The organism is Sulfitobacter sp. KMM 9851, from assembly GCF_057178245.1.
In genome coordinates, this window is record NZ_CM169991.1 from 1,620,120 (window position 1) to 1,643,553 (window position 23,434).

The window sequence follows — 23,434 nt, forward strand, 5'->3', positions numbered from 1 at the left end:
GATTTAACCGAAAAATGCGGGATTTCCCTCTTGCAACTGGGGCGCAGGCCAAGCTAAACCCGCGCTCAACGGATCGGTGGCCGAGTGGTCGAAGGCGCACGCCTGGAAAGTGTGTAGGCGGGAGACCGTCTCCAGGGTTCGAATCCCTGTCGATCCGCCAATATACCTTTGTGCGACCTTAGGGCGCGCGATTGGTTGTTAAATATCTCGATTATTGATGGCTTGGGATCTGCGTGATTGCGCGGGGTCGCGCATTTTGCGTGCCGGGGTTTTAGTCCTGCCGTTTTGGGGCAGGCGCGTCTTTCCATGTGTCTTGACGTCGGACAAGGTGGTTCGCGCCCGTGGTGCAAGGTTTATTTGATCCTGGCGACCGGGCGGCTATTGCGCGGCGTAGATGCACAGCACACATATAGGGTCTGCGCTGTATCGGAGGATCCAAAATGCGCCTATTCATCGTGCCTGCACTGTTAAGCACCCTGTTGTCCGCTCCCGCCTTTGCGGACCAGACATCGGGTGAGATCGTCGCCTATGACCGTTTGGCCAATGTCATTGTTCTGGCTGATAAATCTGTTTGGCGGCTGGATGCCAAAACGCTTGTTCCGTCTGACCTGATGGCCGGAGACAAGGTCACGTTGACGTTTACATCTGACGGGGACAACGGAGCCAAACCGGCGACTGCGTTGACGCGCAGCGAGTGACAAGATGTCCTCCGACCCGGTCGGAGGACAATCGTGATGCGCGATGGGGCCGCGTCAGCCGCGTGGCGTGCAATGCGAGATATGGCCGTGGGACGGTTCAGCGTCGGTCAAAGAAAAAGGCACCCGGAAGGTGCCTGTTTTTCCATGTGTCTGGTAAGGAGGGGGGCGTTTAGCCGCCCCAGCTGCGCACTACGCCGCAATCCATATGGGTAAAGTTGGACCCGGAGTAACGACCGACGCCGCCGCCGTGGCAGGCGATTGCCGCGCGGGACACCTGACTGACCGACCGCGACCCGAGCCGCAAATCAGCCGCCTGGCCTTTCATGTGCAGCGAGTTCTTGGCCACACCACGTGAACGAGAGCGCAGCATCGCATTGGTTTGTGGGCTGCGGTAGCCGGACAGGAGCATGTAAGGTTCGTTGACGTCCAGCAGGTTATGCGCGGCGGCCATGATGTCGACGGTGCGCAGATCAATGTTGATGGCGTCATCCGTGCGCCAGTCGCGCATGAAATAATTAACTTCTTTGATTGCGTCCTTGATGTACTGACCTTCGATCCAATAGATCATATCAAGCCGTTCACCGGTGCGCCCCGAATACATGCGGATGCGGCGGATGTCGCCGGCGCCGCGCAGGAAACCTGCTGCATTTGCGAAAGTAGGAGCTGCTGCCACGGTCGTTGCTGCGAAGGCACCCAAAAGGGCGCGCCGGGTCATACCCGTAGTGCTTTTGCCTGTCATGTCTCTGTCCCGTCGTCTGCCAAAATGCTCAAGATGTTACTTGGGCGGTTCATCTCATCCCCAGATGCATCTTGGTTATTACATAGCGAAATAAATGAACCAAGTATTGAATCCCGCGGGTTCCATGTAATTGCAAATTTAGGCGATTTTTTGCGCAGAGGCCGTTAGGTTTGTCATAATACTAAGGGAAAGAGGTGCCTTTTCGGCATCATATACCACTAAGATTATCGCTCACGGGAAATGTGAATGGACTTGTGCTGCGGCAGTTTGGCAATGCTTGGTTCAACGCCTGTTGTCTGTTCATGGGGAAAATAATGACATTAAACGGTTCACTTATGCGCTGGATTTCGGCTTTGATGGTTGGTCTGGCAGTGTTGCTGGCAGGGGTCGCCGTGCCCGTACCCGCGCAGGCGCAGGTTACTGCGTTCAAGCAGGCGGTGGCCGAAGCTGCGGCCCGTGATGACGATATCGCTGCGTTTTACCGTACCACCAATTACGCCCCAATCTGGACCGGGCCGGGCGATGCCGATCGGGCGCGCCGTGCCGAACTGCTGCGTGCCATCAGCACTGCGGATGCCCATGGTTTGCCGATCGCACGCTATGACCCAGACGCGGTGATGGCGCTGTTGCAGTCGGTGCGCAGCCCCCGTGATCAGGGGCTGGCCGAAGTCGAACTGAGCCGTGTGTTCTTGCAGTACGCCCGTGACATTCAGACTGGCGTGCTCATCCCCAACCGTATCGACAGGGCCATCGTGCGTGAGATTCCCTATCGCGACCGGGGCGCGTATCTGACCGGGCTGGCCGCATCTGCGGCACCGGCGGCGTTCTTTCGGGCACTGCCGCCGCGCAGTCTGGAATACAATGCGTTGCTGAAAGAAAAGATCACGATGGAGCGGTTGTTGTCGCGGGGCGGCTGGGGACCTAGCGTGCCCGCGTCGGTGCTGAAGCCGGGCGAAAGCGGCAGTGCCGTGGTGGCCTTGCGCAATCGGCTGATCGCGATGGAATATCTGGCGCGCTCTAACACGCAGGTCTATGACGCCGCGTTGCAGGACGCCGTGCAGCAGTTCCAGATTGACCACGGGTTGAACGCCGACGGTGTGGCCGGTGCCGCAACAATGGATCAGATCAACGTCGGCGTCGAACAGCGTCTGCAATCGGTGATGGTCGCGCTGGAGCGGGAGCGCTGGTTCAACACCGAACGGGGTAAGCGGCATATCCTGGTCAATATCCCGGATTTCACCGCCCGCGTCATTGACGATGGCAAGATCACGTTTGAGACCCGGTCGGTTGTCGGGGCGCGCAGCGAAGACCGCCCGACGCCAGAGTTCTCGGACATGATGGAGCATATGGTGGTGAACCCAAGCTGGTACGTGCCGCGGTCGATCGTGACCAAGGAATATCTGCCGGCTCTTCAGCGCAACAGCAATGCCGTGAGCCATATCGAGATCACCGATCGTCGGGGCCGCAAAGTGAACCGGGGGGCGGTAAACTTTGGCGCCTATACCGCGCGGACCTTTCCGTTTTCGATGCGCCAGCCGCCCAGCAAGGGCAACGCGCTGGGGCTGGTGAAATTCATGTTCCCGAACAAGCATAACATCTATCTGCACGACACCCCGTCAAAAAGCCTTTTTGCCAAGGACGTGCGCGCCTTTAGCCACGGCTGTGTGCGTCTGGCCGATCCGTTTGATTTTGCCTACACGCTTCTGGCGCGGCAGACAGACGATCCGCAGGGTGTGTTCAAGGCAGCGCTGAATTCTGGCCGCGAGCAGAAGATCGTTCTGGAAGAGCCGGTGCCGGTGCATCTGATCTACCGCACTGCGGTAACCAATGCCCGTGGCCACACCGAATACCGCGCCGATGTCTATGGCCGGGATGCGCGCATCTGGGATGCCTTGGCCAAGGCAGGGGTGGCCATGCGCGGCGTTCAGGGGTAACTCTGGCCCCGGATCAACCGGGGGGCCGACATGGCATATACCGTCAAACAGATTGCTGAAGCCGTTGGCGCCGTCGCTGAGGGCGATCTTGGGGTGCGGGTGGCCGGTGTGGCAGAGCCAGCAAGCGCCAAGCCGGATGAGTTGGCGATCGCGATGGACCCGAAATATGCCAGCGAACTGTCGCAAGGTGGCGCGCAGGTTGCGATGCTGTGGGAAGGGGCGGATTGGCAGGCGCTTGGCCTGAAGGCCGCCATTCTGCCGCCGCGTCCACGATATGCGCTGTCGGGTGTTACCAAGATGCTGGACAAGGGCCAGGGCTTTGCCCCCGGTATTCACCCCAGCGCGGTGATCGACCCGGATGCACAGCTGGGGCCTGATGTGTCGGTCGGGCCGCTGGCAGTGATTTCAGCCGGGGCCAAAATCGGCGCGGGCAGTGTCATCGGGCCTTTGTGTTTCATCGGTGTTGATGCGCAGATCGGGCCGGACGCCTTTTTGCGCGAACACGTCAGCATCGGCGCGCGCGTCAGCATTGGGGCAAGGTTCATTGCGCAGTCGGGTGTGCGCCTCGGCGGTGACGGATTTTCCTTTGTCACGGCAGAGCTGAGCACCGTCGAGGCCGCGCGCAAGACGCTGGGCGATCGGGGCGATACCCAGGCGCAGCCCTGGACACGTATTCATTCGCTGGGCGCGGTCAGCATTGGCGATGACGTCGAAATGGGCATGGGGTCGACCATCGACAACGGCACTGTGCGCGACACATCGGTCGGCAGCGGCACCAAGATCGACAACTTGGTCCACATTGGTCACAACGCCCGCGTCGGGCGCAATTGCCTGCTGTGTGGGCAATGTGGCGTTGGCGGGTCATCACAGGTGGGCGACAACGTGGTGCTGGGCGGCCAAGTGGGTGTCAGCGACAATATCTTTATCGGTGACGGTGTGATTGCGGGCGGTGGCACGGTCATTTTGTCGAACGTGCCTGCGGGCCGCACCATGCTGGGCTATCCCGCGACACAGATGGACCGGCAGATGGACATCTACAAGGCCCTGCGGCGTTTGCCCGGTTTGCTGCGCGATGTGGCAAAGTTGAAAAAGGCGGTTTCCGAATCCGACAAGGGTGGCTAAGCCTTGCGCAACCGAACCTTTGGGAGTTTGCCGGATGAGCATCAAGGATCAGGTGATCGCGATTATTGCGGAACAGGCGGTGCTGGAACCTGAGGACGTCGCGATGGACAGCACGTTGGAAAGCCTCGGCATCGACAGCCTTGGGCTGGTTGAAAGCATCTTTGCCATCGAAGAGACCTTTGACATTTCAGTGCCCTTCAACGCCAACAACCCGGCGGAATCGGATTTCGATATCTCGACCGTGGCCAGCATTGTCGCGGGCATTGAACGGCTGAAAGCCGAACAGGGATAGCCGTCATGAAACGTGTGGTCATCACCGGCGCTGGCACCATCAACGCATTGGGCCATTCGGTGGCTGACACGATGGCCGCCATGCAGGTCGGCACCTGCGGCATCGGGCAGTTGGAGTTCCGCGATGTGGAGCGTCTGTCGATCCAGATTGGCGGGCAGGTGCGCGGTTTCGAGGCGCAAGGCCGCTACAATCGTCAGCAGATGGCGCTTTATGACCGCTACACCCAATTCACCCTTGCCGCCGCACAGGAGGCGATTGGACAATCAGGTCTCAGCTTTCACGGGGATCTGTCGGCGCGGTCGGGGGTCGTACTCGGCACGGCGGGCGGTGGTGTGTCGACCTGGGACGACAATTACCGCGCTGTGTACGAAGAAGGCAAAAACCGGGTGCATCCCTTTGTGGTCCCCAAACTGATGAACAACGCCGCCGCCGCCCATGTCAGCATGGAATACAACCTCAAGGGTCCGTCATTTACCGTGTCCACCGCCTGTGCGTCGTCCAATCATGCGATGGCGCAGGCGTTTTCGATGGTGCGGTCCGGCATGGCGCCCGCGATGGTGACGGGGGGCTCTGAATCCATGCTGTGCTTTGGCGGGGTCAAGGCCTGGGAAGGGCTGCGTGTGATGAGCCGTGATGCCTGCCGCCCGTTTTCGGCCAATCGCAACGGCATGGTGCAGGGCGAGGGCGCGGGGGTTTTTGTGTTCGAAGAATATGAACACGCCAAGAAACGCGGCGCGGAAATTCTGTGCGAGGTGGCGGGTTTTGCCATGTCGTCGGACGCCAGCGACATCGTGATGCCGTCCAAGGCAGGGGCCGCGCGGGCGATGGCGGGGGCGCTGTCCGATGCCGGGATCAACCGCGACGAGGTCGGCTATATTAACGCCCATGGCACCGGAACTGCGGCCAATGACAAGACCGAATGCGCGGCGGTGGCCGATGTGTTCGGACCCCATGCGGACCGGTTGATGATCTCGTCGACCAAATCCATGCACGGGCATCTGATCGGGGGGACGGGCGCGGTGGAATTGCTGGCCTGTATCATGGCGCTGCGGGACGGGGTGATCGCGCCGACCATCGGCTATGAAGAACCCGATCCTGAATGTGCGTTGGATGTGGTTCCCAATGAGGCGCGTGACGCCAAGGTGACGGTCGCCCTCAGCAATGCCTTTGCCTTTGGTGGGATGAACGCCGTGATTGCGCTGCGCAAAATCTGATCAACGCCGCAGAATGCAAAACGCCGCCCCCGGACAGGGGCGGCGTTTCAAATCTGGTATCGCGGCAGGATTTACTGCTCGATCACCGATACCTTGTCATAGCTGCCGGTAAAGCCGTCCAGCGACAGCGCCAGTTCAACTTTCTGATCGGGTGCCAGTGCAGGCACGATGGTGATCACCGCCGCCTTGCCACGTTTGAACGCGGCGACATCCGCGGCCGTTAGGCCCAGGCGTACGTAACAGCCAACCGGGTTGCAGAAGGCATAGGGATAGCGGCGGGCCTTGCCACCATCGACAGCGATTGTCAGTTGCGCGGGCAGGGCGGTTTCAAGCGGTACAACGATCGTAGCCCCTGCTTCGGCCTTGCCACCTGCGGGCAGACGGAACAGCGAGACTTCTGCAACGGGGGCGCCTTCGCCATCGTCCAGCAATTGATACATCTGGCAGGGGTCAACCTCTTCGCCGGTCTTGATGCAGCGCATTTCCCAGGCGCCGATCACTTCCTTGGTATAGGGTTTGCCCAGTTCCGGGTCCTTGTCCGCATCTTCGCCAAGGCTCAGCTGCTCTTCGACCTCGGCGGCGGTACCGCTGGCGCCGGCCTGTGGCTTGGGTTCTGCTGCGTCGGTAGTTGTGGGGGCGGTTGGGGTGGTTTCGGTCGTCGCCGTTTGCGCAAAGGCTGCCATGGGCGCCATCAATGCAAGTGCAGCACACAGCGGCAGGGCGGTCATAAACTTGGTCATGTCAAATCCACGTTGGTTTCGTTAGTCGCCCTCTACCACGCCAACATCCAGATGTCAGCGGTCATGGCCTTGATTTATAGGAATGACACGCGATTTCATGCCGATACGGCCCGCAGATCGACCTGCATGATCGGCCACAAAAAGGGGCATGGCGCTGCCCCTTTCTATTCGTTCTCCCCGTCGGACTGGGCCGACTTATTAGCGCCACGTTACGGCAAGCGCGCGATGCCGGTCAACCGGAAAAATGCGACATTTCAGCCCTCTTTCACGCCATGATCCAAAGTCGTGAAAAAAGGGCCGCACCCTAAGGCGCGGCCAGTCTGACAGGGAGGAAGTCATCCGCGCCAGGAGGACATGTCGGCGCGGAATAACAATGACTATGGCGCGCAAAGGTTAAGTTTGTATGCTCGAACGGAACGGACATTATCGAATTTTACTGAAAAAGGGCCTTTCGTGAGCAATGACATCTTTATAGGCGGCGGTGGTGAAGACTACGCCACACAGCAATTTCTGCCTTTGGGCTATGCCAACCGGCACGGTCTGATTGCCGGGGCGACCGGCACGGGCAAGACCGTGACACTGCAAATTCTGGCCGAAGGTTTTGCCAACGCCGGGGTGCCGGTATTTCTGTCTGACGTAAAGGGAGACCTGTCGGGTCTGGCCAAAGCCGGCAGCGCCGAGGGCAAGCTGCATGTGCCATTTACAGAACGTGCGGAAAAGATCGGGTTCACCGATTACCGCTACGAGGCCTTTCCGGTTACCTTTTGGGATTTGTTTGGCAAACAGGGCCACCCGGTGCGCACCACCGTATCAGAGATGGGCCCGCTGCTGCTGTCGCAATTGCTGGACCTCAGCGAGGCGCAGGAAGGCATTTTGAATATCGTGTTCCGTGTGGCGGATGAAGACGGGCTGCCGCTGCTGGATCTGAAGGATTTGCAGGCGCTTCTGGTCTGGGTCGGCGAAAACGCCAAGGATCTGTCACTGCGCTATGGCAATGTATCCCCGGCGTCTGTCGGCACCATTCAGCGACGGCTTTTGGTGTTGGAGAACCAAGGTGCTGCCGAGCTATTTGGCGAGCCGGCGCTGGCGCTGTCGGACCTGATGCGTACCGATGCCGATGGCCGGGGCAGGATCAACATCCTGGCGGCAGATCAACTGATGGCCTCGCCCAAGCTATATGCCACGTTCCTGCTGTGGTTGCTGTCGGAATTGTTCGAGGACCTGCCAGAGGTCGGTGACCCCGACAAACCCAAGCTGGTGTTCTTTTTCGACGAGGCGCATCTGTTGTTCGATGACGCCCCCAAGGCGTTGGTCGATAAGGTGGAACAGGTGGCGCGGCTGATCCGGTCCAAGGGTGTAGGCGTTTATTTCATCACGCAGAACCCGGCAGATGTGCCGGAGGATATTCTGGGCCAGCTTGGCAACCGGGTACAGCACGCGCTGCGCGCCTTTACCGCGAAGGACCGCAAGGAATTGCGCATGGCCGCACAGACCTATCGCGAGAACCCGCGTTTCGACACCGAAGAGGCGATCCGCGAGGTGGGTGTGGGCGAGGCGGTGACGTCCTTTTTGCAAAAGAAGGGCGTGCCCGGGATCGTGGAGCGCACATTGATCAGACCGCCGTCTTCGCAATTGGGGCCGATCACGGTGCAAGAACGCGCTGCGGTTTTGGCGGCATCGGATATGGCCGGGAAATACGATGCCATGCAGGACCGCGAGTCAGCGTTTGAGATGCTCAAGGCCCGCGCCGAGGCTGCGGCAAAGGAAGCCGAAGCCGCCGAGGCCAAGATCGACGCCGAGGAAGAGGCGCAGCGCGAGTTTCAGAAGGCCCGCCGCTATGGCGGGGCGCGCAGCACCAGCCGCCGCACCAAGAAAGACAGCTCTGACGGCTTTGGCGGTGCCATCGCCAGCGTTGTGATGAAGGAGTTGAAAGGCACCACAGGCCGACGCATCGTGCGCGGTATTCTGGGCGGTCTGTTCAAGGGCCGTTGACCCGGACAAGGGGCGTTAACATAGACAAGGGCCGTTGACATGGACAAGGGGCGCGGGATTTCTCCCGCGCCCCTTTTTTGGTCTCAAGTCATGCGCGTTGCGGCGCGGGTGCGTCACCGCTCTGGGATCAACCCGCGCGGACTGAACCGCAGCACCAGCAGCAGCACCAGCCCCATCGTCATCAGCCGCATATGGGCGGCGCTGTCGATCAGGTGATCCTTTAGCGCAGAGCCATCGGCCATGCCTGCCGTGATCAGGTTCATCAGCCACAGGCCCATTGGTTCGACCTGCACCCACAGGAACCAGATCAGGAAGCCGCCCAGGACCGCCCCAAAGTTATTGCCCGATCCGCCAACGATCACCATCACCCAGACAAGGAAGGTAAAGCGCAGCGGCTGGTAAGTGCCGGGTGTTAGCTGGCTGTCCATCGTGGTCATCATCGCACCGGCGATGCCGCAGATGGCAGAGCCGAGGATGAAGACTTGCAGGTGCCGTGCGGTGACATCCTTGCCCATGGCTTCGGCGGCCACTTCGTTGTCGCGGATCGCGCGCAACATGCGGCCCCAGGGCGAATGCAGCGCGCGTTGGCTCATCCACAAGAGCAGCAGCAGCACGACACCAAAGAGGCCGATATACAGCACCTTGACCCAGAGCGTCGACGCTTCGACCGGGTTAAAGCCAAAGCCAGCAGCCGTTTCCACAAAGGACGCGCTGTTTTGCAGGTCGATTTCGTAGGGCACGGGGCGCGGCACGCCGATCACGTTCTTCACGCCGCGGGTTAGCCAGTCTTCGTTCTTGAGGATCGCGATGATGATTTCGGCAATGCCCAGTGTGGCGATGGCCAGGTAATCCGACCGCAGGCCCAAGGCGGTTTTGCCGATCAGCCAAGCCGCGGCAGCGGCAAAGAGCCCTCCAACCGGCCAGGCCAACAGAACCGGCAGCCCCAACCCGCCAAGATAACCAGTCTGTGCAGGATTGATCGCCTCGACCGCCGATACCGACGGGTCAAGCAGGGCGCGAAACGCGAAGAAGCCGACAATCAGCACGGCAACCACCGTGAGGTTGCGAACCGTGCCGCCCTTCATCCGTTTCATCAGCACAACGGCCACAACAACCGTGCCGGCCCCCAAAAGCAGGGCGCCAACAATACCGAAACCACCGGCCGCCCAGGCGCCTTCGGTGGGGGGCATACCGATCAAGACCGCTGCCAAGCCACCAAGGGCGACAAAGCCCATGATGCCCACGTTAAACAGGCCGGCAAAACCCCATTGCAGATTCACCCCAAGCGCCATGATTGATGAAATCAACCCCATCGCGATGATCAGCAACGCGGAGTTCCAACTGCTGGTGACACCGACATAGATAATCATCACCGCGATAACGGCAAAGAGGATTGTATTTTTCAATATGTGGTTCATGTCGACTGCCCCTTGAACAGGCCTGTGGGCTTGATCAGCAGCACAATCAGGAGAATGACAAAGCTGACCGCGAATTTGTAATCCGTGCTCATCAACTGCACGAGGCCGTCAGGCCCCATGCCGTCGGGCATGACGTAGCCGAGCACCTTTTTCCACGCATAGGTGATCGTGACTTCGGAAAAGGCGATCACAAAGCCGCCCGCGATGGCACCTACCGGGTTGCCAAGGCCGCCCACGATGGCGCTGGCGAAAATCGGCAGCAACAGTTGGAAATAGGTGAAAGGTTTGAAGGATTTATCAAGCCCGTAGAGCACACCTGCGGTTGTGGCGAGGGCGGCGACGATCAGCCAGGTGATCATCACCACACGTTCGGGATTGATGCCCGACAGCAGCGCCAGATCCTCGTTATCGGAATAGGCGCGCATGGATTTGCCCGACCGTGTCTTGTTGAGGAACCAAAACAGCAGCGCCACCACGATAATCGCGGTCACGATGGTGATGGCTTGGGTGGTTTTGAATGCCAGACCTTCCTCGAGCCCCGTCATTTCCTTAAAAGTGCGGGCCGAGATGATAAAGCGTTCACCATCGAGGAAATTCTGGTCATCCGCGCCGATGATAAAGCGGGTAATGCCGTTGTAGATAAAGGTGACGCCCAGTGACACAATTACGAGGATCACCGGTTTGGCCTTTTGCACCCGGTAGAATTTGTACACCACGCGGTCCGTGCCCAGCAGCAAAAGACAGGTAAAGGCGATACCAAACGGCAGGGCCAAGAGGGCCGTGGGCAGCACACCCAGGCTGATCCCCATCGACTGGAACCACCAGGTGATCAGCACCGTGGACATCGCCCCCAGCGCCATCGTGTCGCCATGGGCAAAGTTGGAAAACCGCAGAATGCCGTAAACCAGCGTCACCCCAAGCGCGCCGAGGGCCAGCTGTGATCCATAGGCGATGCCGGGGATCAGAACGTAGTTGGCGAGGGTAATGAATGCGTTGAGTAGGTCCATTGATCAGCCCCCCAAGAAAGATTTGCGCACTTCGGGATCGTTCAGCAATTCCTTGCCAGTCCCGGTAAATGCATTCGCGCCTTGTACCAGGACAAACCCTTTGTCCGCGATTTCAAGCGCTTGGCGGGCGTTCTGTTCGACCATCAGGATCGGGATGCCGGTGCGGGCCACCTCGATGATGCGGTCAAAAAGTTCATCCATCACGATGGGGCTGACCCCGGCGGTGGGTTCATCCAGCATCAAAACCTTGGGCTGCGTCATCAGGGCGCGACCCACGGCAACCTGCTGACGCTGGCCGCCTGACAATTCGCCCGCGGCCTGTAGCCGTTTGTCCTTGAGGATCGGAAACAGGTCATAGACCTGCGCCAGCGTATCGCGGAAATCGTCGCGGCGGATAAAGGCGCCCATCTCCAGATTTTCCTCGACTGTCATCGAGGTAAAGATGTTGGACGTCTGCGGCACGAACCCCATACCCTTGGCCACGCGGTCTTGCGGCGACAGATGTGTGATGTCTTCACCATCAAGCCGCACATGGCCCTTGCGCATATCGAGCATGCCGAACACGGCCTTCATGCCCGTCGATTTGCCCGCGCCATTGGGGCCGACGATGACGGCGATTTCACCCTTTTCCACCGCAATGGTGCAATCATGCAAGATATCGGGGCCGTTGCCGTAGCCCGCCGTCATGCTGTCACCGATCAAGAAAGGGCCACCGGGGGCGGGAAAGGATTTGCCGCTGGCCTTGGGCATTACGCTGCCCATGCCTTTGGGGTTGGCGATCGACACATCTTTGTTGCCGCGGTCGCCGTAAGGATCACTGCTCATGCGCCCACCTTTGATTTGTTCTTGAGACCGGTGCCGAGGTACGCCTCGATCACCTGTTCGTTTGCCTTGATCTCGTCCAGCGTGCCCTGAGCCAGCACGTGACCTTCGGCCATGCAGATCACCGGATCGCAGAGGCGGCCGATGAAATCCATGTCATGTTCAATCACGACAAAGGTATAATTGCGTTCTTTGTTCAGGCGAATGATCGCGTCACCGATGGTGTTGAGCAGGGTGCGGTTCACGCCGGCGCCTACTTCGTCCAAGAACACGATCTTGGCGTCCACCATCATGGTGCGCCCCAGTTCCAGCAGTTTTTTCTGCCCGCCCGAGATTTGGCCCGCCTTCTGGTCGGCCAGATGTTCAATGGTCAGAAATTCCAGCACCTCGTCGGCCTTGGCCGCCAGCGCGCGTTCCTCGTCGGCGATGCGTTTGGCGCCAAACCAAGTGTTCCACAGGGTCTCGCCCGATTGGTTGCCCGGCACCATCATCAGGTTTTCGCGGCATGTCATCGACGAAAATTCATGTGCGATTTGGAAGGTGCGCAGCAGTCCTTTGTGAAACAACTCGTGCGGGGGCAGGCCGGTGATGTCTTCGCCGTCCATGGTCACACGCCCGGAAGTCGGTTTAAGAACGCCAGCGATTACGTTGAAAAGAGTGGTCTTTCCCGCCCCGTTTGGCCCGATCAACCCCGTGATCGACCCCTTTTCGATTGACAGGCTTGCCCCGTCAACGGCGTGAAACCCGCCGAAGTGTTTGTGTACGTCGTGAACGACGATCATATGTCCATCCCCGTGTCTGCCAGCAATGTGGCGGATCTGTTTTTTGATCTTTATGTAGCAATTCAGCCCGGATTGCTCCGGGCTGTATTGTCTGTCTCATATCGCTGTCGCGACGGATTTACTTGAAACCGATGGTTTCGTTCTTGCCGTCTTTGACTTCGATCATGCGGTAGGTGCCTGCAGATTCACCTGGGCCGATCAGCTCGACCGCAGAGGCGCCGACGTAATCGATGTCAGTGCCTGCTTTGAGCAGCTCAAGCGCTTTGCCAAGCTCACCGGGATAGATTTTCTCGCCGGGCGCGTTGGCCACTTCGAGGATCTTTTCCTTGTACTCTGCCGGATCGGTGGAGTTTGCCGCCTGCATCGCCAGCATAAACAGCGCCGCCGCATCATAGCTTTCGGGGGTGTAAGGCGAGGTCGCATCAAATGCATCGCCTGCCATTTCGACAAGTTTGTCGATGCCTTCGCCCTCGGAACCCGCGATTTGGCCGTAAGAACCGTTCAGATCGTCGCCGATGGTGGTGGGCAGGTTGTCACCAATCATGCCGCCTGGCAGACCAAACTGATCCCATGCGCCCGAATCCAGCGCTGCCTTGATGATGCCAGCGCCACCTTGGTCAAGGTAACCCGCAACAACCAGCAGATCACCACCAGCCGAGGCCAGCGCGCCCATTTCGGCGGAATAGTCGGCTTTGCCATCTTCGTGTGCGGCAACGATGGTCACTTCACCACCGGCAGCTTTGAACGACGATTCAATCGCGTCTGCCAAACCTTTGCCATAGTCGTTGTTGGTATAGGTCAGGGCGATGGATTTGACGCCACGCTCCGTCAGAATTTCCGCCATGACTTCGCCTTCGCGCGCGTCAGATGGCGAGGTACGGAAGAACAGGCCGTTGTCTTCCATTGTGGTCAGGCCGGGTGATGTGGCCGATGGCGAAATCATGACCATGCCGTTCGGAATGGCGACGTTTTGCAGGATCGCACCAGTCACACCAGAACAGTCGCCACCGATGATGCCGCTGACGCCTTCGGCGATCAGACGTTCGGCACCGGCCACAGCCATACCGTTGTCGATGCAGCCGTCATCGGCGCGGATCGACACAACTTTGGCACCATCAAGCAACATGCCGCTGTCGGTCACTTCTTTCATCGCCAATTCGGCGCCGGCAGCCATGGGGCCGGTCAGTGATTCAATCGGGCCGGTAAAACCGAATTCAATCCCAAGTTTCACTTCCTTAGCGTGGGCATCAGCCCATGCGTTGCCCGCCAGCAGAGCCGCAGCCGTTGTGGCCATAAGCATCTTTTTCATTGTTTTCTCCCTAGTTGGAACATCATGTTCAAAACGAAGGTTAGGGGCTGGTCTGGTAAAAGAAAAGTAGATTTTTGCCCCGTTGTCAGGCGTGTCGGTCGGGGTGCGGGGGCGTTGCGATGGAAAATTTGACCACGCTTCCTACATTTACTGAAATGAGTTCGCAAATCAGGAGGATGAACGTGAGATTCCCGAAAAATTTTGCCAAAGTCCTGCTTGGCGCCGTCCCGATCATTATTTCGCTTCAGGTGGCACAGGCGCAGGAACCGCCTGATATTCAACCTGTGATTGCGGGATTGGAGACCCCTTGGGCCATCGCGCCACTGCCGTCGGGTGGGGTGTTGGTGACGCAAAGGGCCGGGCAATTGCTGCTGGTGCAGGGGGATCAACGGGTCGAGGTGGCCGGCCTGCCAGAGATTGAGGTCGGCGGGCAGGGCGGCTTGCTCGATATCACACTGGCGCGTGATTTTTCACAAAGTCGGCGGCTTTTCCTGACCTACGCCAAAGCCCAGCGTGGGGGTGGGTCTGGGACGGCGCTGGCGGCGGCGCGCCTGTCGGAAGACGGGCGTCAGCTCTTGGATGTTGTGCAGCTTTTCGAAATGCGTCCGGGCAGTTCGGGTGGCCAGCATTTTGGCTCGCGAGTGGTGGAGGGGACCGACGGCAGCTTGTTCTTGACCCTTGGTGAACGTGGTGACCGCGCGGCGGCCCAGGACCGCAGCAGGCATAATGGCAGTGTCATACGCATCAATCCCGACGGCAGTGTGCCTGCCGATAACCCGTTTCTGGGGGTGCCTGAGGTGCTGCCGGAAATCTGGAGCTTTGGTCACCGCAATCCGCAAGGGGCGGGGTTGGACCTGAACGGCAATCTTTGGGTGTCCGAGCATGGGGCCAAGGGCGGTGACGAGGTGAACCGCATTGAAAAAGGTGCCAACTATGGCTGGCCCGTCATTTCCTATGGGCGACATTACTCAGGTTTCAAGATTGGTGAGGGTACGGCGAAACCGGGAATGGAACAGCCACAGTTCTATTGGGACCCGTCGATCGCACCGTCGGGGCTGATGATCTATTCCGGTGCCGGATTTGCCGCTTGGCGCGGCGATATATTTGTGGGCTCGTTGAAGTTTGACTATATCTCGCGTCTCAGCGGTGACCCGCTGCAGGAGGTTGAACAGATCAAGACCGAGGCCACAAAACGCGTACGTGATATTGTCGAGGCGTCTGATGGGTCTATCTGGTTCATTTCGGAAACCAACGGCACGGTTTACCGCATCGGCCCTTGATTTTCACCTTGCCGGATGAACCTCGGGCTGGCGGCGCTGGCCCCGGTCCTGCGGTGGTACAACGCGCGCGGACTTGGTCAAATGGGCGTTTGGTCAGGTGGGCGCTTGGTCAGATCGACAACCGCGCGGCATGTGACCCACGTTCGCGGTAGGGCGTCGTGTCATAATGCGCCCGGTAGCATTTCGAAAAATGCGACGGCGAGGCAAAACCACAGGCCAGCGCCACGTTGATCACGCTCATATCCGTCTGCATCAACAGGTTACGGGCCTTTTGCAGGCGCAGTTCCATGTAGTATCTTTTGGGCGACCGGTTAAGATAGCGCCGGAACAGCCGTTCCAGCTGTCGCGTCGACATGCCGACATCGCGCGCCAGGACCGACGGGCTGATCGGCTCTTCGATATTGGTCTCCATCATCTGAATGACCTGGCTCAGCTTGGGATGGCGCACGCCGATCCGCGTGGGCACGGACAGACGCTGGGTGTCCTGATCGGTACGGATCGACGAATAGATCAGTTGGTCGGCCACGGCGTTTGCCAGATCCTCGCCCAGATCGTCGGCAATCAGCTTGAGCATCAGGTCAATGGAGGATGTACCCCCAGCAGTGGTCAGACGGTTGCCATCGGCGACAAAGACCGATTTGGTCAGCGTCACCTCTTCGAATTCCTCTGAAAAGCTATCCTGGTTCTCCCAGTAAATCGTCGCTTTCTTACCGTCGAGCAGACCGGCCTTGGCCAGTGTATAGGCTGCGGTGCATAACCCGCCCACAATCAGCCCTTTGCGGGATTCGCGGCGCAACCAGCCTAACAGTTTCTTGGTGGTGGCCGCCTGAACGTCAATGCCGCCGCAGATCATGACTGTGTCATCGCGGGTCAACTCATCCAAGTCGCCATCGAGCGCAAACACAGCGCCCGATGAACTGGCCGCCGTGTCCCCGCTTTCGCCTACGATGCGCCACGAATAGGCGTCACGGCCGGCCATGCGATTGGCAATGCGCAGGCACTCCACTGCCGAAGCAAAGCTGAGCAGTGTGAAATTGTCGAGCAGGACAAAGACAAACCGACGCGGTTTGTCGCTTTGCGGCATTGTGCGGGCGGCCTGGCGCGGTTCTGACATCGCGGCATCTTTCTATTCTTGATCGTACTGTGTCGCCATGAGCCATAGGCGACAAGACTTGCCGCAAACCTTGCTCATGCGTCTGGCCCAAGGTCAAGGGTCCGAATTTCGGTTCTGGTCTCTTAGCCCATGCTTTTGTATAGGAAAGGTTCACGATAGCGCCAACATGCGGCGCAACGTAGCGGAGTAGAGATTATGAACGACTGGAGCAAATCAAGCTGGCGCAGCAAACCGCGTATTCAGATGCCTGATTATCCCGATCAGGCAGCGTTGAATGCGGTTGAGGCCCAATTGGCGCGATATCCCGTTCTGGTCTTTGCAGGCGAAGCGCGGCGTCTGAAAAAGCACCTGGCGGCAGCCGGACGGGGCGAGGCATTTTTGTTGCAGGGCGGCGATTGCGCCGAAAGCTTTGAACAATTCAGCTCGGACGGCATCCGCGATACGTTTAAGGTGATGTTGCAGATGGCCATCGTGCTGACCCACGGTGCCAAGGTGCCGGTGATCAAGCTGGGCCGGATGGCGGGCCAATTTGCCAAGCCGCGCAGTGCGCCGACTGAAGTGGTCGACGGTGTGGAACTGCCCAGTTACCGTGGCGATATCATCAACGAGCTTGAATTCACCCCGGCGGCCCGCATCCCGGACCCCGCCAAGATGCTGCGCGCCTATACGCAGGCCGCCGCGACGCTGAACCTGATCCGCGCGTTTTCGACGGGTGGTTATGCTGACGTGCACCAAGTGCATGGCTGGACGCTGGGCTTTACCGACGGAGAGAAGGCGCAGAAATACCGCGAGATTGCCAACCGCATCTCGGACACGCTGGATTTCATGGCTGCGGCAGGGGTTACCTCTGACACCGCGCATACGTTGCAATCGGTCGAATTCTACACCAGCCATGAATCGCTGCTGCTGGAATACGAAGAGGCGCTGTGCCGTCAGGACAGCCAGACCGGTAAATGGCTGGCCGGTTCCGGCCACATGATCTGGATCGGTGACCGCACCCGTCAGCCCGACGGCGCGCATGTCGAATTTGCCCGTGGCGTGCAGAACCCCATCGGTCTGAAATGCGGCCCTTCCATGACCAGCGAAGACCTCAAGCGTCTGATGACGACCCTGAACCCCGACAACGAAGCCGGGCGCCTTACCCTGATTGCGCGTTTTGGCGCAGGCAGCGTTGGTGATCATCTGCCGCAGCTGATCAAGACGGTGCAGGAAGAGGGGGCGAACGTCGTCTGGACCTGCGATGCGATGCACGGCAACACGATCAAATCTTCGACCGGCTACAAGACGCGGCCGTTCGATTCCGTGCTGCGCGAAGTGCGTGAATTTTTTGGCGTGCATCAGGCCGAAGGCACCGTGCCGGGTGGGGTGCATTTCGAGATGACAGGCCAAGATGTGACCGAATGTACCGGTGGTGTGCGCGCGGTCAGCGATGAAGACCTGTCAGATCGCTATCACACCGCCTGCGATCCACGTCTGAACGCCAGTCAGTCGCTGGAACTGGCATTCCTGGTGGCCGAGGAGCTTTCGGCACGCCGGGGTGCACAGATGTCGCAAGCGGCCAGTTGATCAAACGATGCCGCAGGCGCTGTGCCTGCGGCATCGCGCTTTGGCCGCCGGTATCGGGATCAGCCGGGCGCGGCGGCGTTAATCGTCGGATTTGATCAGGCGCAGATAGGGGGGGCGGCGTTTGTCGTCTGAGCCCTCAAACCGTCTCGCGGCCTCTGCCATGCCCGGAACAATATCAAGCGGCCGCTTTGGTCGATCAACCGTGGCCGGGGTCACCGGTTGGGGCAGGGGGGCCGTGCGGCCCATGCTTGACCGCAGGTCTTGGCGCGTCACAGAGAAACGGCGCGGAGAATGCCCGATATCGCCGCGTGACACGATACACCCCAGCGCGCGGCTGACATCGCCCAGATCGCTTTTGAGGGGCAAGATCAGCATCCTCGCCTCCAGTGGCGGGCGGCCCTGACCAGATTGGGCCGACAGGTGCATGGTGCATTGACCGGGCAGTTGAAACAGGCTCTCGACGGTGGCCGCGACGGCGCGCCGTGCCTCGGGAACAAAGAACGTCGTGACGGGCATGCCCCGCACCTCCATGCCCATCAGATCGCGCAGATGGCTGCCAGCAATGCGCATTCTGGCAACCCCGGGCGAGATGCGTTCAAGGATAAAGGCATATTCCAACGCCAGTTCGATCCCGCGCGGGTCGATCTCTGACCGCTTGGGCATCAAACGATTGCCACGCAGCGCTTCCCAATAGGCTTCGATCTGGGCGACAGCCGCATAGCCGGTATCTGGCTGATAATCTGACATTGAGACTACATTTTGCGCGTTCTGGGTGAACTTGTCCATCGACGACCGCCTTACCTATGTTGCGGGCCACATTTCAACGACACGGACGGCCAAAGCCACGTATGGGCGCGTACAGCCCGTGCCGAAATACTTACCAAAACATTAATACGCCTATTTGACCTTGGTTTGTGCATAAACCGCGCCTTTGGTTAACCGATAGAGCGCGCGCAGCCGGCCCCGACGCGCGGCGGGGGGCTTGCCCCTTGCGGGGGATTCGCCGTAAGGCAGGACGTATCTGAACACGCAGGGGGCACGGCCAATGATCCGTTCGATGACAGGTTTCGCGTCGGCCAGCGGGGCGATGGCGCCTTATTCGTGGGGCTGGGAACTGCGGTCGGTCAACGGCAAGGGGCAGGATCTGCGCCTGCGGGTACCCGATTGGATTGACGGGCTGGAGACGGCGTTGCGCAAGCAACTGGGCGCCGGAACAGCGCGCGGAAACATCACCTGCAATCTGCGGATCAGCCGCGACGAGGGCGGTGGCGCGGTGCAGGTCAATACCGATCAATTGGATCTGTTGCTTGACGCGCTGCACACCATCGAAGCGCGCGCAATGGATGCCGGGGTGTCGCTGGCACCGTCCAAAGCAACCGATATCGTCACCATGCGCGGCATCCTTGAGCAGGGCGAGGTCGATGAGGACAGTAGCGCCTTGGCAGCAACTCTTTTGGCCGAATTCCCCAGTGTGCTGGACGATTTCAACGATATGCGTGTCCGCGAGGGGGCGGCATTGGCGCAGGTGATGCAGGCCCAACTGACCGAGATCGAGGCGCTGAGTGCCCAAGCTGCATCGCTGGCCGTGGCCCGCAAGGACGAGATGGCCGCTAATCTGCGCCGCAATCTGGCGCGTGTGATGGACAATGCAGAGGGCGCGGACCCGGCCCGGGTGGCGCAGGAACTGGCGTTGATTGCCGTTAAATCAGACGTGACCGAAGAAATAGACCGGCTTGCCGCGCATGTCGCGGCAGCACGGGCGTTGATCGCGCAGGGCGGTGCCGTGGGGCGCAAGCTGGATTTCCTGATGCAGGAGTTCAACCGCGAGGCTAACACCCTATGCTCCAAGGCGCAGAATACCGAGTTAACCAATGTCGGGCTGGCGTTGAAGGCCGTCATCGACCAGATGCGCGAGCAAGTACAGAATGTGGAGTAAGACATGAGTGACCGACTTGGCCTGCTGATCATTCTCAGCTCACCCTCGGGGGCTGGCAAATCGACGCTGGCACGAAAGCTGCGCGAATGGGATGCCTCGTTGCAGTTCTCGGTGTCTGCCACGACCCGCGCGCCGCGGCCCGGCGAGGTCGAAGCGCAGGATTACTACTTTTTGTCTCAGGACCAGTTCCGAGCGTCGGTCAATCAGGGCGACATGCTGGAACATGCCCGCGTGTTCGGCAATTACTATGGATCGCCGCGCGAACCCGTCCAAAAGGCCATCGACAACGGCCGCGACGTGCTTTTTGACGTTGATTGGCAGGGGGCCCAGCAAATCAGCAATTCGACGATGAAACAGCACGTTTTGTCGATTTTCATTCTGCCGCCCTCGATTGCCGAATTAAAGCGCCGGTTGGTGTCTCGCGGCCAGGACAGTGCCGAAACCATCGCCCTGCGTATGTCGGAATGCTGGGACGAGATCAGCCATTGGGATGGTTACGATTATGTGCTGATCAACGATGATCTGGTCGATACCGAAGCGCGCCTGAAGGCGATTATTACCGCCGAACGCTTTCGCCGCTCACAACAGCCCAAACTGCTGGACCACGTGCGCAAACTGCAATCCGAATTCGAGGATCCGTCATGACCCTATACGCCCTTGCCGCAGCCCGCCCCGATGTGCACCCAGACGCCTGGGTTGCCCCCGATGCCAATATCATCGGCAAGGTGGTTCTGGCCGCCGAAAGTTCGGTCTGGTTTGGCGCGACCCTGCGTGGCGACAACGAGGTGATCACCGTAGGGACCGGCAGCAATGTGCAGGAAAACTGCGTGTTTCACGCCGATATGGGGTTTCCGCTGACGATCGGGGAAAACTGCACGATCGGGCACAAGGTCATGCTGCACGGGTGCACCATTGGTGACAATTCCCTGATCGGCATGGGCGCGACCGTTCTGAACGGGGCCAAGATCGGTAACAACTGCCTGATCGGGGCAGGGGCGCTGATTACGGAAAACAAGGTGATTCCGGATGGGAGCCTTGTGATGGGGGCGCCGGGCAAGGTGGTGCGCATGCTCGATGATGCGGCGATCCAGATGCTGACCGCCAGCGCCAAGCATTACAGCGAAAACGCCCGCCGATTTCGGCGCGACCTAGAGCCGATCTGACCAATGGCGCAGCCCGGCCTTTTGCAGGATCTGGTGGCGGCGTTGTCGTTGCCGAGCGTGGCGATTGATCGCGGCGAAAGGATCGTGGCCCTGAATGCCGCGGCAGAGCCGCTGCTTGGCAAGGGCGCGTTGGGGCGGCATTTCATCACCGTGTTGCGCCAGCCTACGCTGGTCGAAGCGGTGGAAAAATGTCTTGCCGGGCAGGGTGACCAACTGGCGCGGTTTCTGGCCAGCGAGGGCGAGAACAACACCAGCTATGATGTCAGTCTGCGCGCCGTTGGGGACAGCGGTGTCGCCTTGTTAAGCTTTCGCGATGTCACAGATCTGGCGCAGGCCGGGCAGATGCGCCGCGATTTTGTTGCCAACGTCAGCCACGAACTACGCACGCCTCTGACGGCGCTGATGGGCTTTATCGAGACGCTGCGCGGTCCGGCACGCGATGACGCGGCTGTCAGGGATCGGTTTCTGGGCATTATGGCGGGCGAGGCCGAGCGGATGAACCGTCTGGTGGGTGATCTGCTGTCGCTCAGCCGGGTCGAAGCGGAAGAGCGCGTGCGCCCGGTGTCGGAAGTCAACCTGCGCGATGTGCTGGAGCGTACCCTGCGCAATCTGACCCCGCTGGCCAGCGACAACAACGTGACGCTTCACGCCAGGTTCGGTAACGCAGCGTTGCCAGTGCTGGGGGATGCCGATCAATTGTTGCAGGTCTTTACCAATCTGGTGGAGAACGCGATTAAATATGGGGGCGCGGACAGGGCGGTGGAGGTCGACGTGACGACTGACCCCCATGATCAGGCGATGCGCGGCCCCGGCGTGCGCGTTACGGTCACTGACCACGGTCCGGGAATCGACCCGTTACATCTGCCGCGCCTGACCGAGCGGTTCTACCGTGCCGACAGCCACCGCAGCCGCGCCCTCGGCGGCACCGGGCTGGGCCTTGCCATCGTCAAGCATATCCTGAACCGTCACCGGGGACGGCTGAAAATTACCAGCTCGCTGGGTGAGGGGGCGCAATTTCATGTGATATTGCCGCTGGAACCCGCCGTGCCATGATTTTGTGACAGTTTTTCTTGCCAAAGCGACCCCTGTCATAAAACTGTAACATGCGTGTCACAAAAGCTCAGCACAGGCCCCATAGACGGGCGGCAAGATCACCATGGGGGTGATCATCAATTCGCAACTGACAGGAGACATCATGTCACTCGCAAAACTCACCACATCCGCGCTGGCCATTGCCGCCGTTTCTGCCACTGCCGCCGCTGCGCGCGATCAGGTGCAGGTTGCAGGCTCGTCCACCGTGCTGCCCTACGCCTCCATCGTCGCCGAAGCTTTTGGCGAGAACTTTGATTTCCCGACACCGGTCGTGGAATCGGGCGGCTCCTCTGCCGGTCTCAAGCGGTTTTGCGAAGGCGTGGGTGAAAACACCATCGACGTGGCCAACGCGAGCCGCAAAATCAAGGACAAGGAAGTCGCGGTCTGCGCCGAGAATGGTGTTACCGACATCATCGAAGTGCGCGTCGGCTATGATGGCATCGTGTTCGCCTCTGACATCGCGGGCAACGCCTTTGAATTCACCCCGACCGATTGGTACAAAGCCCTGAGCGCCAATGTGGTTGTCGACGGCAAAGTGACCGCCAATCCCTACACCACATGGGATCAGGTGAACCCCGCGTTCCCGGCCCAGCCGATCCAGGCGTTCATCCCCGGCACCAAGCACGGCACACGTGAAGTGTTTGAGGAAAAAGTGATCCTCGCCGGTTGCGAAGCCACGGGTGATTTCGAAAAGTTCCTCGAAGTGGCAACAGGCGAAGATGACAAAGCCAAGGGCAAGGCCGCCGAGAAAGAGTGCATCGCGCTGCGCAGCGATGGCAAATCCGTGGACATCGACGGTGACTATACCGAAACGCTGGCCCGGATCGAAAGCAACAAGGACGGTATCGGCGTGTTCGGCCTGGCGTTTTACGAAAACAACACTGACAAGCTTCAGGTTGCCACCATGGGCGGCGTCGTGCCATCGACCGAAAGCATCGCCGCCGGCGATTACCCGGTGTCACGCCCGCTGTATTTCTATGTCAAGAAAGCGCATATCGGCGTTATCCCTGGCCTGAAAGAATACGCTGAATTCTTCGTTGCCGACGAGATTGCAGGCCCCGATGGCCCCTTGGCCGAATACGGTCTGGTATCCGACCCCGAGTTGGCCGACACGCAAGCGGTTGTAGCTGACGAGACCATTCTGGGCGGCGGTTCCTGAACCAAAACGATTGTGACCGGAGGCAGGTAGCTGCCCCCGGTCACACCTATTTTTG

Annotated in this window: 22 protein-coding genes and 1 tRNA gene; 14 read left to right on the forward strand and 9 right to left on the reverse strand. The window is 59.7% G+C overall.

Translation table 11 applies throughout. The features are described from left to right. Positions 1–70 precede the first annotated feature (70 nt). A tRNA-Ser gene (locus tag AC1965_RS07955) sits at positions 71–160 on the forward strand. A gap of 280 nt (positions 161–440) precedes the next feature. Beyond that, positions 441–698: a hypothetical protein gene (locus AC1965_RS07960; protein WP_483886746.1), complete on the forward strand. Its 258-nt coding sequence runs from the start codon at positions 441–443 to the stop codon at positions 696–698. 169 nt (positions 699–867) lie between these two features. Here AC1965_RS07960 and mepK read toward each other — a convergent pair whose 3' ends face one another. Then, on the reverse strand, positions 868–1,437 hold the full coding sequence (gene mepK / locus AC1965_RS07965; protein WP_483886747.1) for a peptidoglycan L,D-endopeptidase MepK: 570 nt from the start codon (positions 1,435–1,437) through the stop codon (positions 868–870). 314 nt (positions 1,438–1,751) lie between these two features. Between mepK and AC1965_RS07970 the strand changes: the two genes are divergently transcribed. From AC1965_RS07970 to AC1965_RS07985, 4 genes are read left to right on the forward strand one after another with little or no spacing between them, the layout of a single operon-like run. Then, positions 1,752–3,371 (forward strand): L,D-transpeptidase family protein, encoded by a 1,620-nt coding sequence (locus AC1965_RS07970; protein WP_483886748.1) that lies wholly within the window; start codon positions 1,752–1,754, stop codon positions 3,369–3,371. Between the two features lie 30 nt (positions 3,372–3,401). Next, a complete protein-coding gene (lpxD, locus tag AC1965_RS07975; protein ID WP_483886749.1) occupies positions 3,402–4,493 on the forward strand; it encodes a UDP-3-O-(3-hydroxymyristoyl)glucosamine N-acyltransferase in 1,092 nt (363 codons plus the stop codon). A gap of 34 nt (positions 4,494–4,527) precedes the next feature. Beyond that, entirely contained in the window at positions 4,528–4,785 is a 258-nt protein-coding gene (locus AC1965_RS07980; RefSeq protein WP_483886750.1) for an acyl carrier protein, read from the forward strand. 5 nt (positions 4,786–4,790) lie between these two features. Continuing rightward, positions 4,791–5,999, forward strand: a complete 1,209-nt coding sequence (locus AC1965_RS07985) for a beta-ketoacyl-[acyl-carrier-protein] synthase family protein (RefSeq protein ID WP_483886751.1) — start codon at positions 4,791–4,793, stop codon at positions 5,997–5,999. Between the two features lie 71 nt (positions 6,000–6,070). On the opposite strand, the gene AC1965_RS07990 is transcribed toward AC1965_RS07985, so the two are convergent. Further along, entirely contained in the window at positions 6,071–6,739 is a 669-nt protein-coding gene (locus AC1965_RS07990) for an invasion associated locus B family protein (protein WP_483886752.1), read from the reverse strand. 453 nt (positions 6,740–7,192) lie between these two features. Here AC1965_RS07990 and AC1965_RS07995 point away from each other — a divergent pair, with 453 nt between their 5' ends. Then, positions 7,193–8,731: a helicase HerA-like domain-containing protein gene (locus AC1965_RS07995; RefSeq protein ID WP_483886753.1), complete on the forward strand. Its 1,539-nt coding sequence runs from the start codon at positions 7,193–7,195 to the stop codon at positions 8,729–8,731. A gap of 113 nt (positions 8,732–8,844) precedes the next feature. Here AC1965_RS07995 and AC1965_RS08000 read toward each other — a convergent pair whose 3' ends face one another. The 5 genes from AC1965_RS08000 to AC1965_RS08020 all read right to left on the reverse strand — a co-directional run bounded on the left by AC1965_RS08000 (position 8,845) and on the right by AC1965_RS08020 (position 14,069). Next, positions 8,845–10,149 (reverse strand): branched-chain amino acid ABC transporter permease, encoded by a 1,305-nt coding sequence (locus AC1965_RS08000; RefSeq protein ID WP_483886754.1) that lies wholly within the window; start codon positions 10,147–10,149, stop codon positions 8,845–8,847. After that, positions 10,146–11,156, reverse strand: coding sequence for a branched-chain amino acid ABC transporter permease (locus tag AC1965_RS08005; RefSeq protein ID WP_483886755.1), 1,011 nt, complete (start codon positions 11,154–11,156; stop codon positions 10,146–10,148). Before AC1965_RS08005 ends, AC1965_RS08000 begins: the two co-directional genes overlap by 4 nt. A gap of 3 nt (positions 11,157–11,159) precedes the next feature. Then, on the reverse strand, positions 11,160–11,981 hold the full coding sequence (locus tag AC1965_RS08010) for an ABC transporter ATP-binding protein (RefSeq protein ID WP_483886756.1): 822 nt from the start codon (positions 11,979–11,981) through the stop codon (positions 11,160–11,162). Continuing rightward, on the reverse strand, positions 11,978–12,760 hold the full coding sequence (locus AC1965_RS08015; protein ID WP_483886757.1) for an ABC transporter ATP-binding protein: 783 nt from the start codon (positions 12,758–12,760) through the stop codon (positions 11,978–11,980). Before AC1965_RS08015 ends, AC1965_RS08010 begins: the two co-directional genes overlap by 4 nt. A 118-nt stretch (positions 12,761–12,878) precedes the next feature. After that, the gene (locus AC1965_RS08020; RefSeq protein WP_483886758.1) at positions 12,879–14,069 is read right to left on the reverse strand and encodes an ABC transporter substrate-binding protein; all 1,191 of its coding nucleotides are present in this window, start codon (positions 14,067–14,069) and stop codon (positions 12,879–12,881) included. Between the two features lie 233 nt (positions 14,070–14,302). Between AC1965_RS08020 and AC1965_RS08025 the strand changes: the two genes are divergently transcribed. Next, complete coding sequence (locus tag AC1965_RS08025) at positions 14,303–15,349, forward strand: PQQ-dependent sugar dehydrogenase (RefSeq protein WP_483887005.1); 1,047 nt, start codon at positions 14,303–14,305, stop codon at positions 15,347–15,349. 109 nt (positions 15,350–15,458) lie between these two features. Here the strand turns inward: AC1965_RS08025 and AC1965_RS08030 are convergent, their stop codons facing one another. Then, on the reverse strand, positions 15,459–16,463 hold the full coding sequence (locus tag AC1965_RS08030) for a GlxA family transcriptional regulator (protein ID WP_483886759.1): 1,005 nt from the start codon (positions 16,461–16,463) through the stop codon (positions 15,459–15,461). Between the two features lie 195 nt (positions 16,464–16,658). Between AC1965_RS08030 and AC1965_RS08035 the strand changes: the two genes are divergently transcribed. Further along, positions 16,659–18,029 carry a class II 3-deoxy-7-phosphoheptulonate synthase gene (locus tag AC1965_RS08035; RefSeq protein WP_483886760.1) on the forward strand — a complete coding sequence of 457 codons (1,371 nt, stop codon included), beginning with the start codon at positions 16,659–16,661 and terminating at the stop codon, positions 18,027–18,029. 78 nt (positions 18,030–18,107) lie between these two features. Here AC1965_RS08035 and AC1965_RS08040 read toward each other — a convergent pair whose 3' ends face one another. Beyond that, positions 18,108–18,815: a PAS domain-containing protein gene (locus AC1965_RS08040; protein WP_483886761.1), complete on the reverse strand. Its 708-nt coding sequence runs from the start codon at positions 18,813–18,815 to the stop codon at positions 18,108–18,110. A 259-nt stretch (positions 18,816–19,074) separates the two neighbouring features. Here AC1965_RS08040 and AC1965_RS08045 point away from each other — a divergent pair, with 259 nt between their 5' ends. The 5 genes from AC1965_RS08045 to AC1965_RS08065 all read left to right on the forward strand — a co-directional run bounded on the left by AC1965_RS08045 (position 19,075) and on the right by AC1965_RS08065 (position 23,379). Further along, positions 19,075–19,965, forward strand: coding sequence for a YicC/YloC family endoribonuclease (locus AC1965_RS08045; RefSeq protein WP_483886762.1), 891 nt, complete (start codon positions 19,075–19,077; stop codon positions 19,963–19,965). Between the two features lie 3 nt (positions 19,966–19,968). Continuing rightward, positions 19,969–20,610 (forward strand): guanylate kinase, encoded by a 642-nt coding sequence (gene gmk, locus AC1965_RS08050; RefSeq protein WP_483886763.1) that lies wholly within the window; start codon positions 19,969–19,971, stop codon positions 20,608–20,610. After that, complete coding sequence (locus AC1965_RS08055; RefSeq protein ID WP_483886764.1) at positions 20,607–21,128, forward strand: gamma carbonic anhydrase family protein; 522 nt, start codon at positions 20,607–20,609, stop codon at positions 21,126–21,128. Before gmk ends, AC1965_RS08055 begins: the two co-directional genes overlap by 4 nt. Before the next feature lie 3 nt (positions 21,129–21,131). Further along, the gene (locus AC1965_RS08060; protein ID WP_483886765.1) at positions 21,132–22,181 is read left to right on the forward strand and encodes a sensor histidine kinase; all 1,050 of its coding nucleotides are present in this window, start codon (positions 21,132–21,134) and stop codon (positions 22,179–22,181) included. A 142-nt stretch (positions 22,182–22,323) separates the two neighbouring features. Further along, complete coding sequence (locus AC1965_RS08065; protein WP_483886766.1) at positions 22,324–23,379, forward strand: substrate-binding domain-containing protein; 1,056 nt, start codon at positions 22,324–22,326, stop codon at positions 23,377–23,379. Positions 23,380–23,434 lie beyond the last annotated feature (55 nt).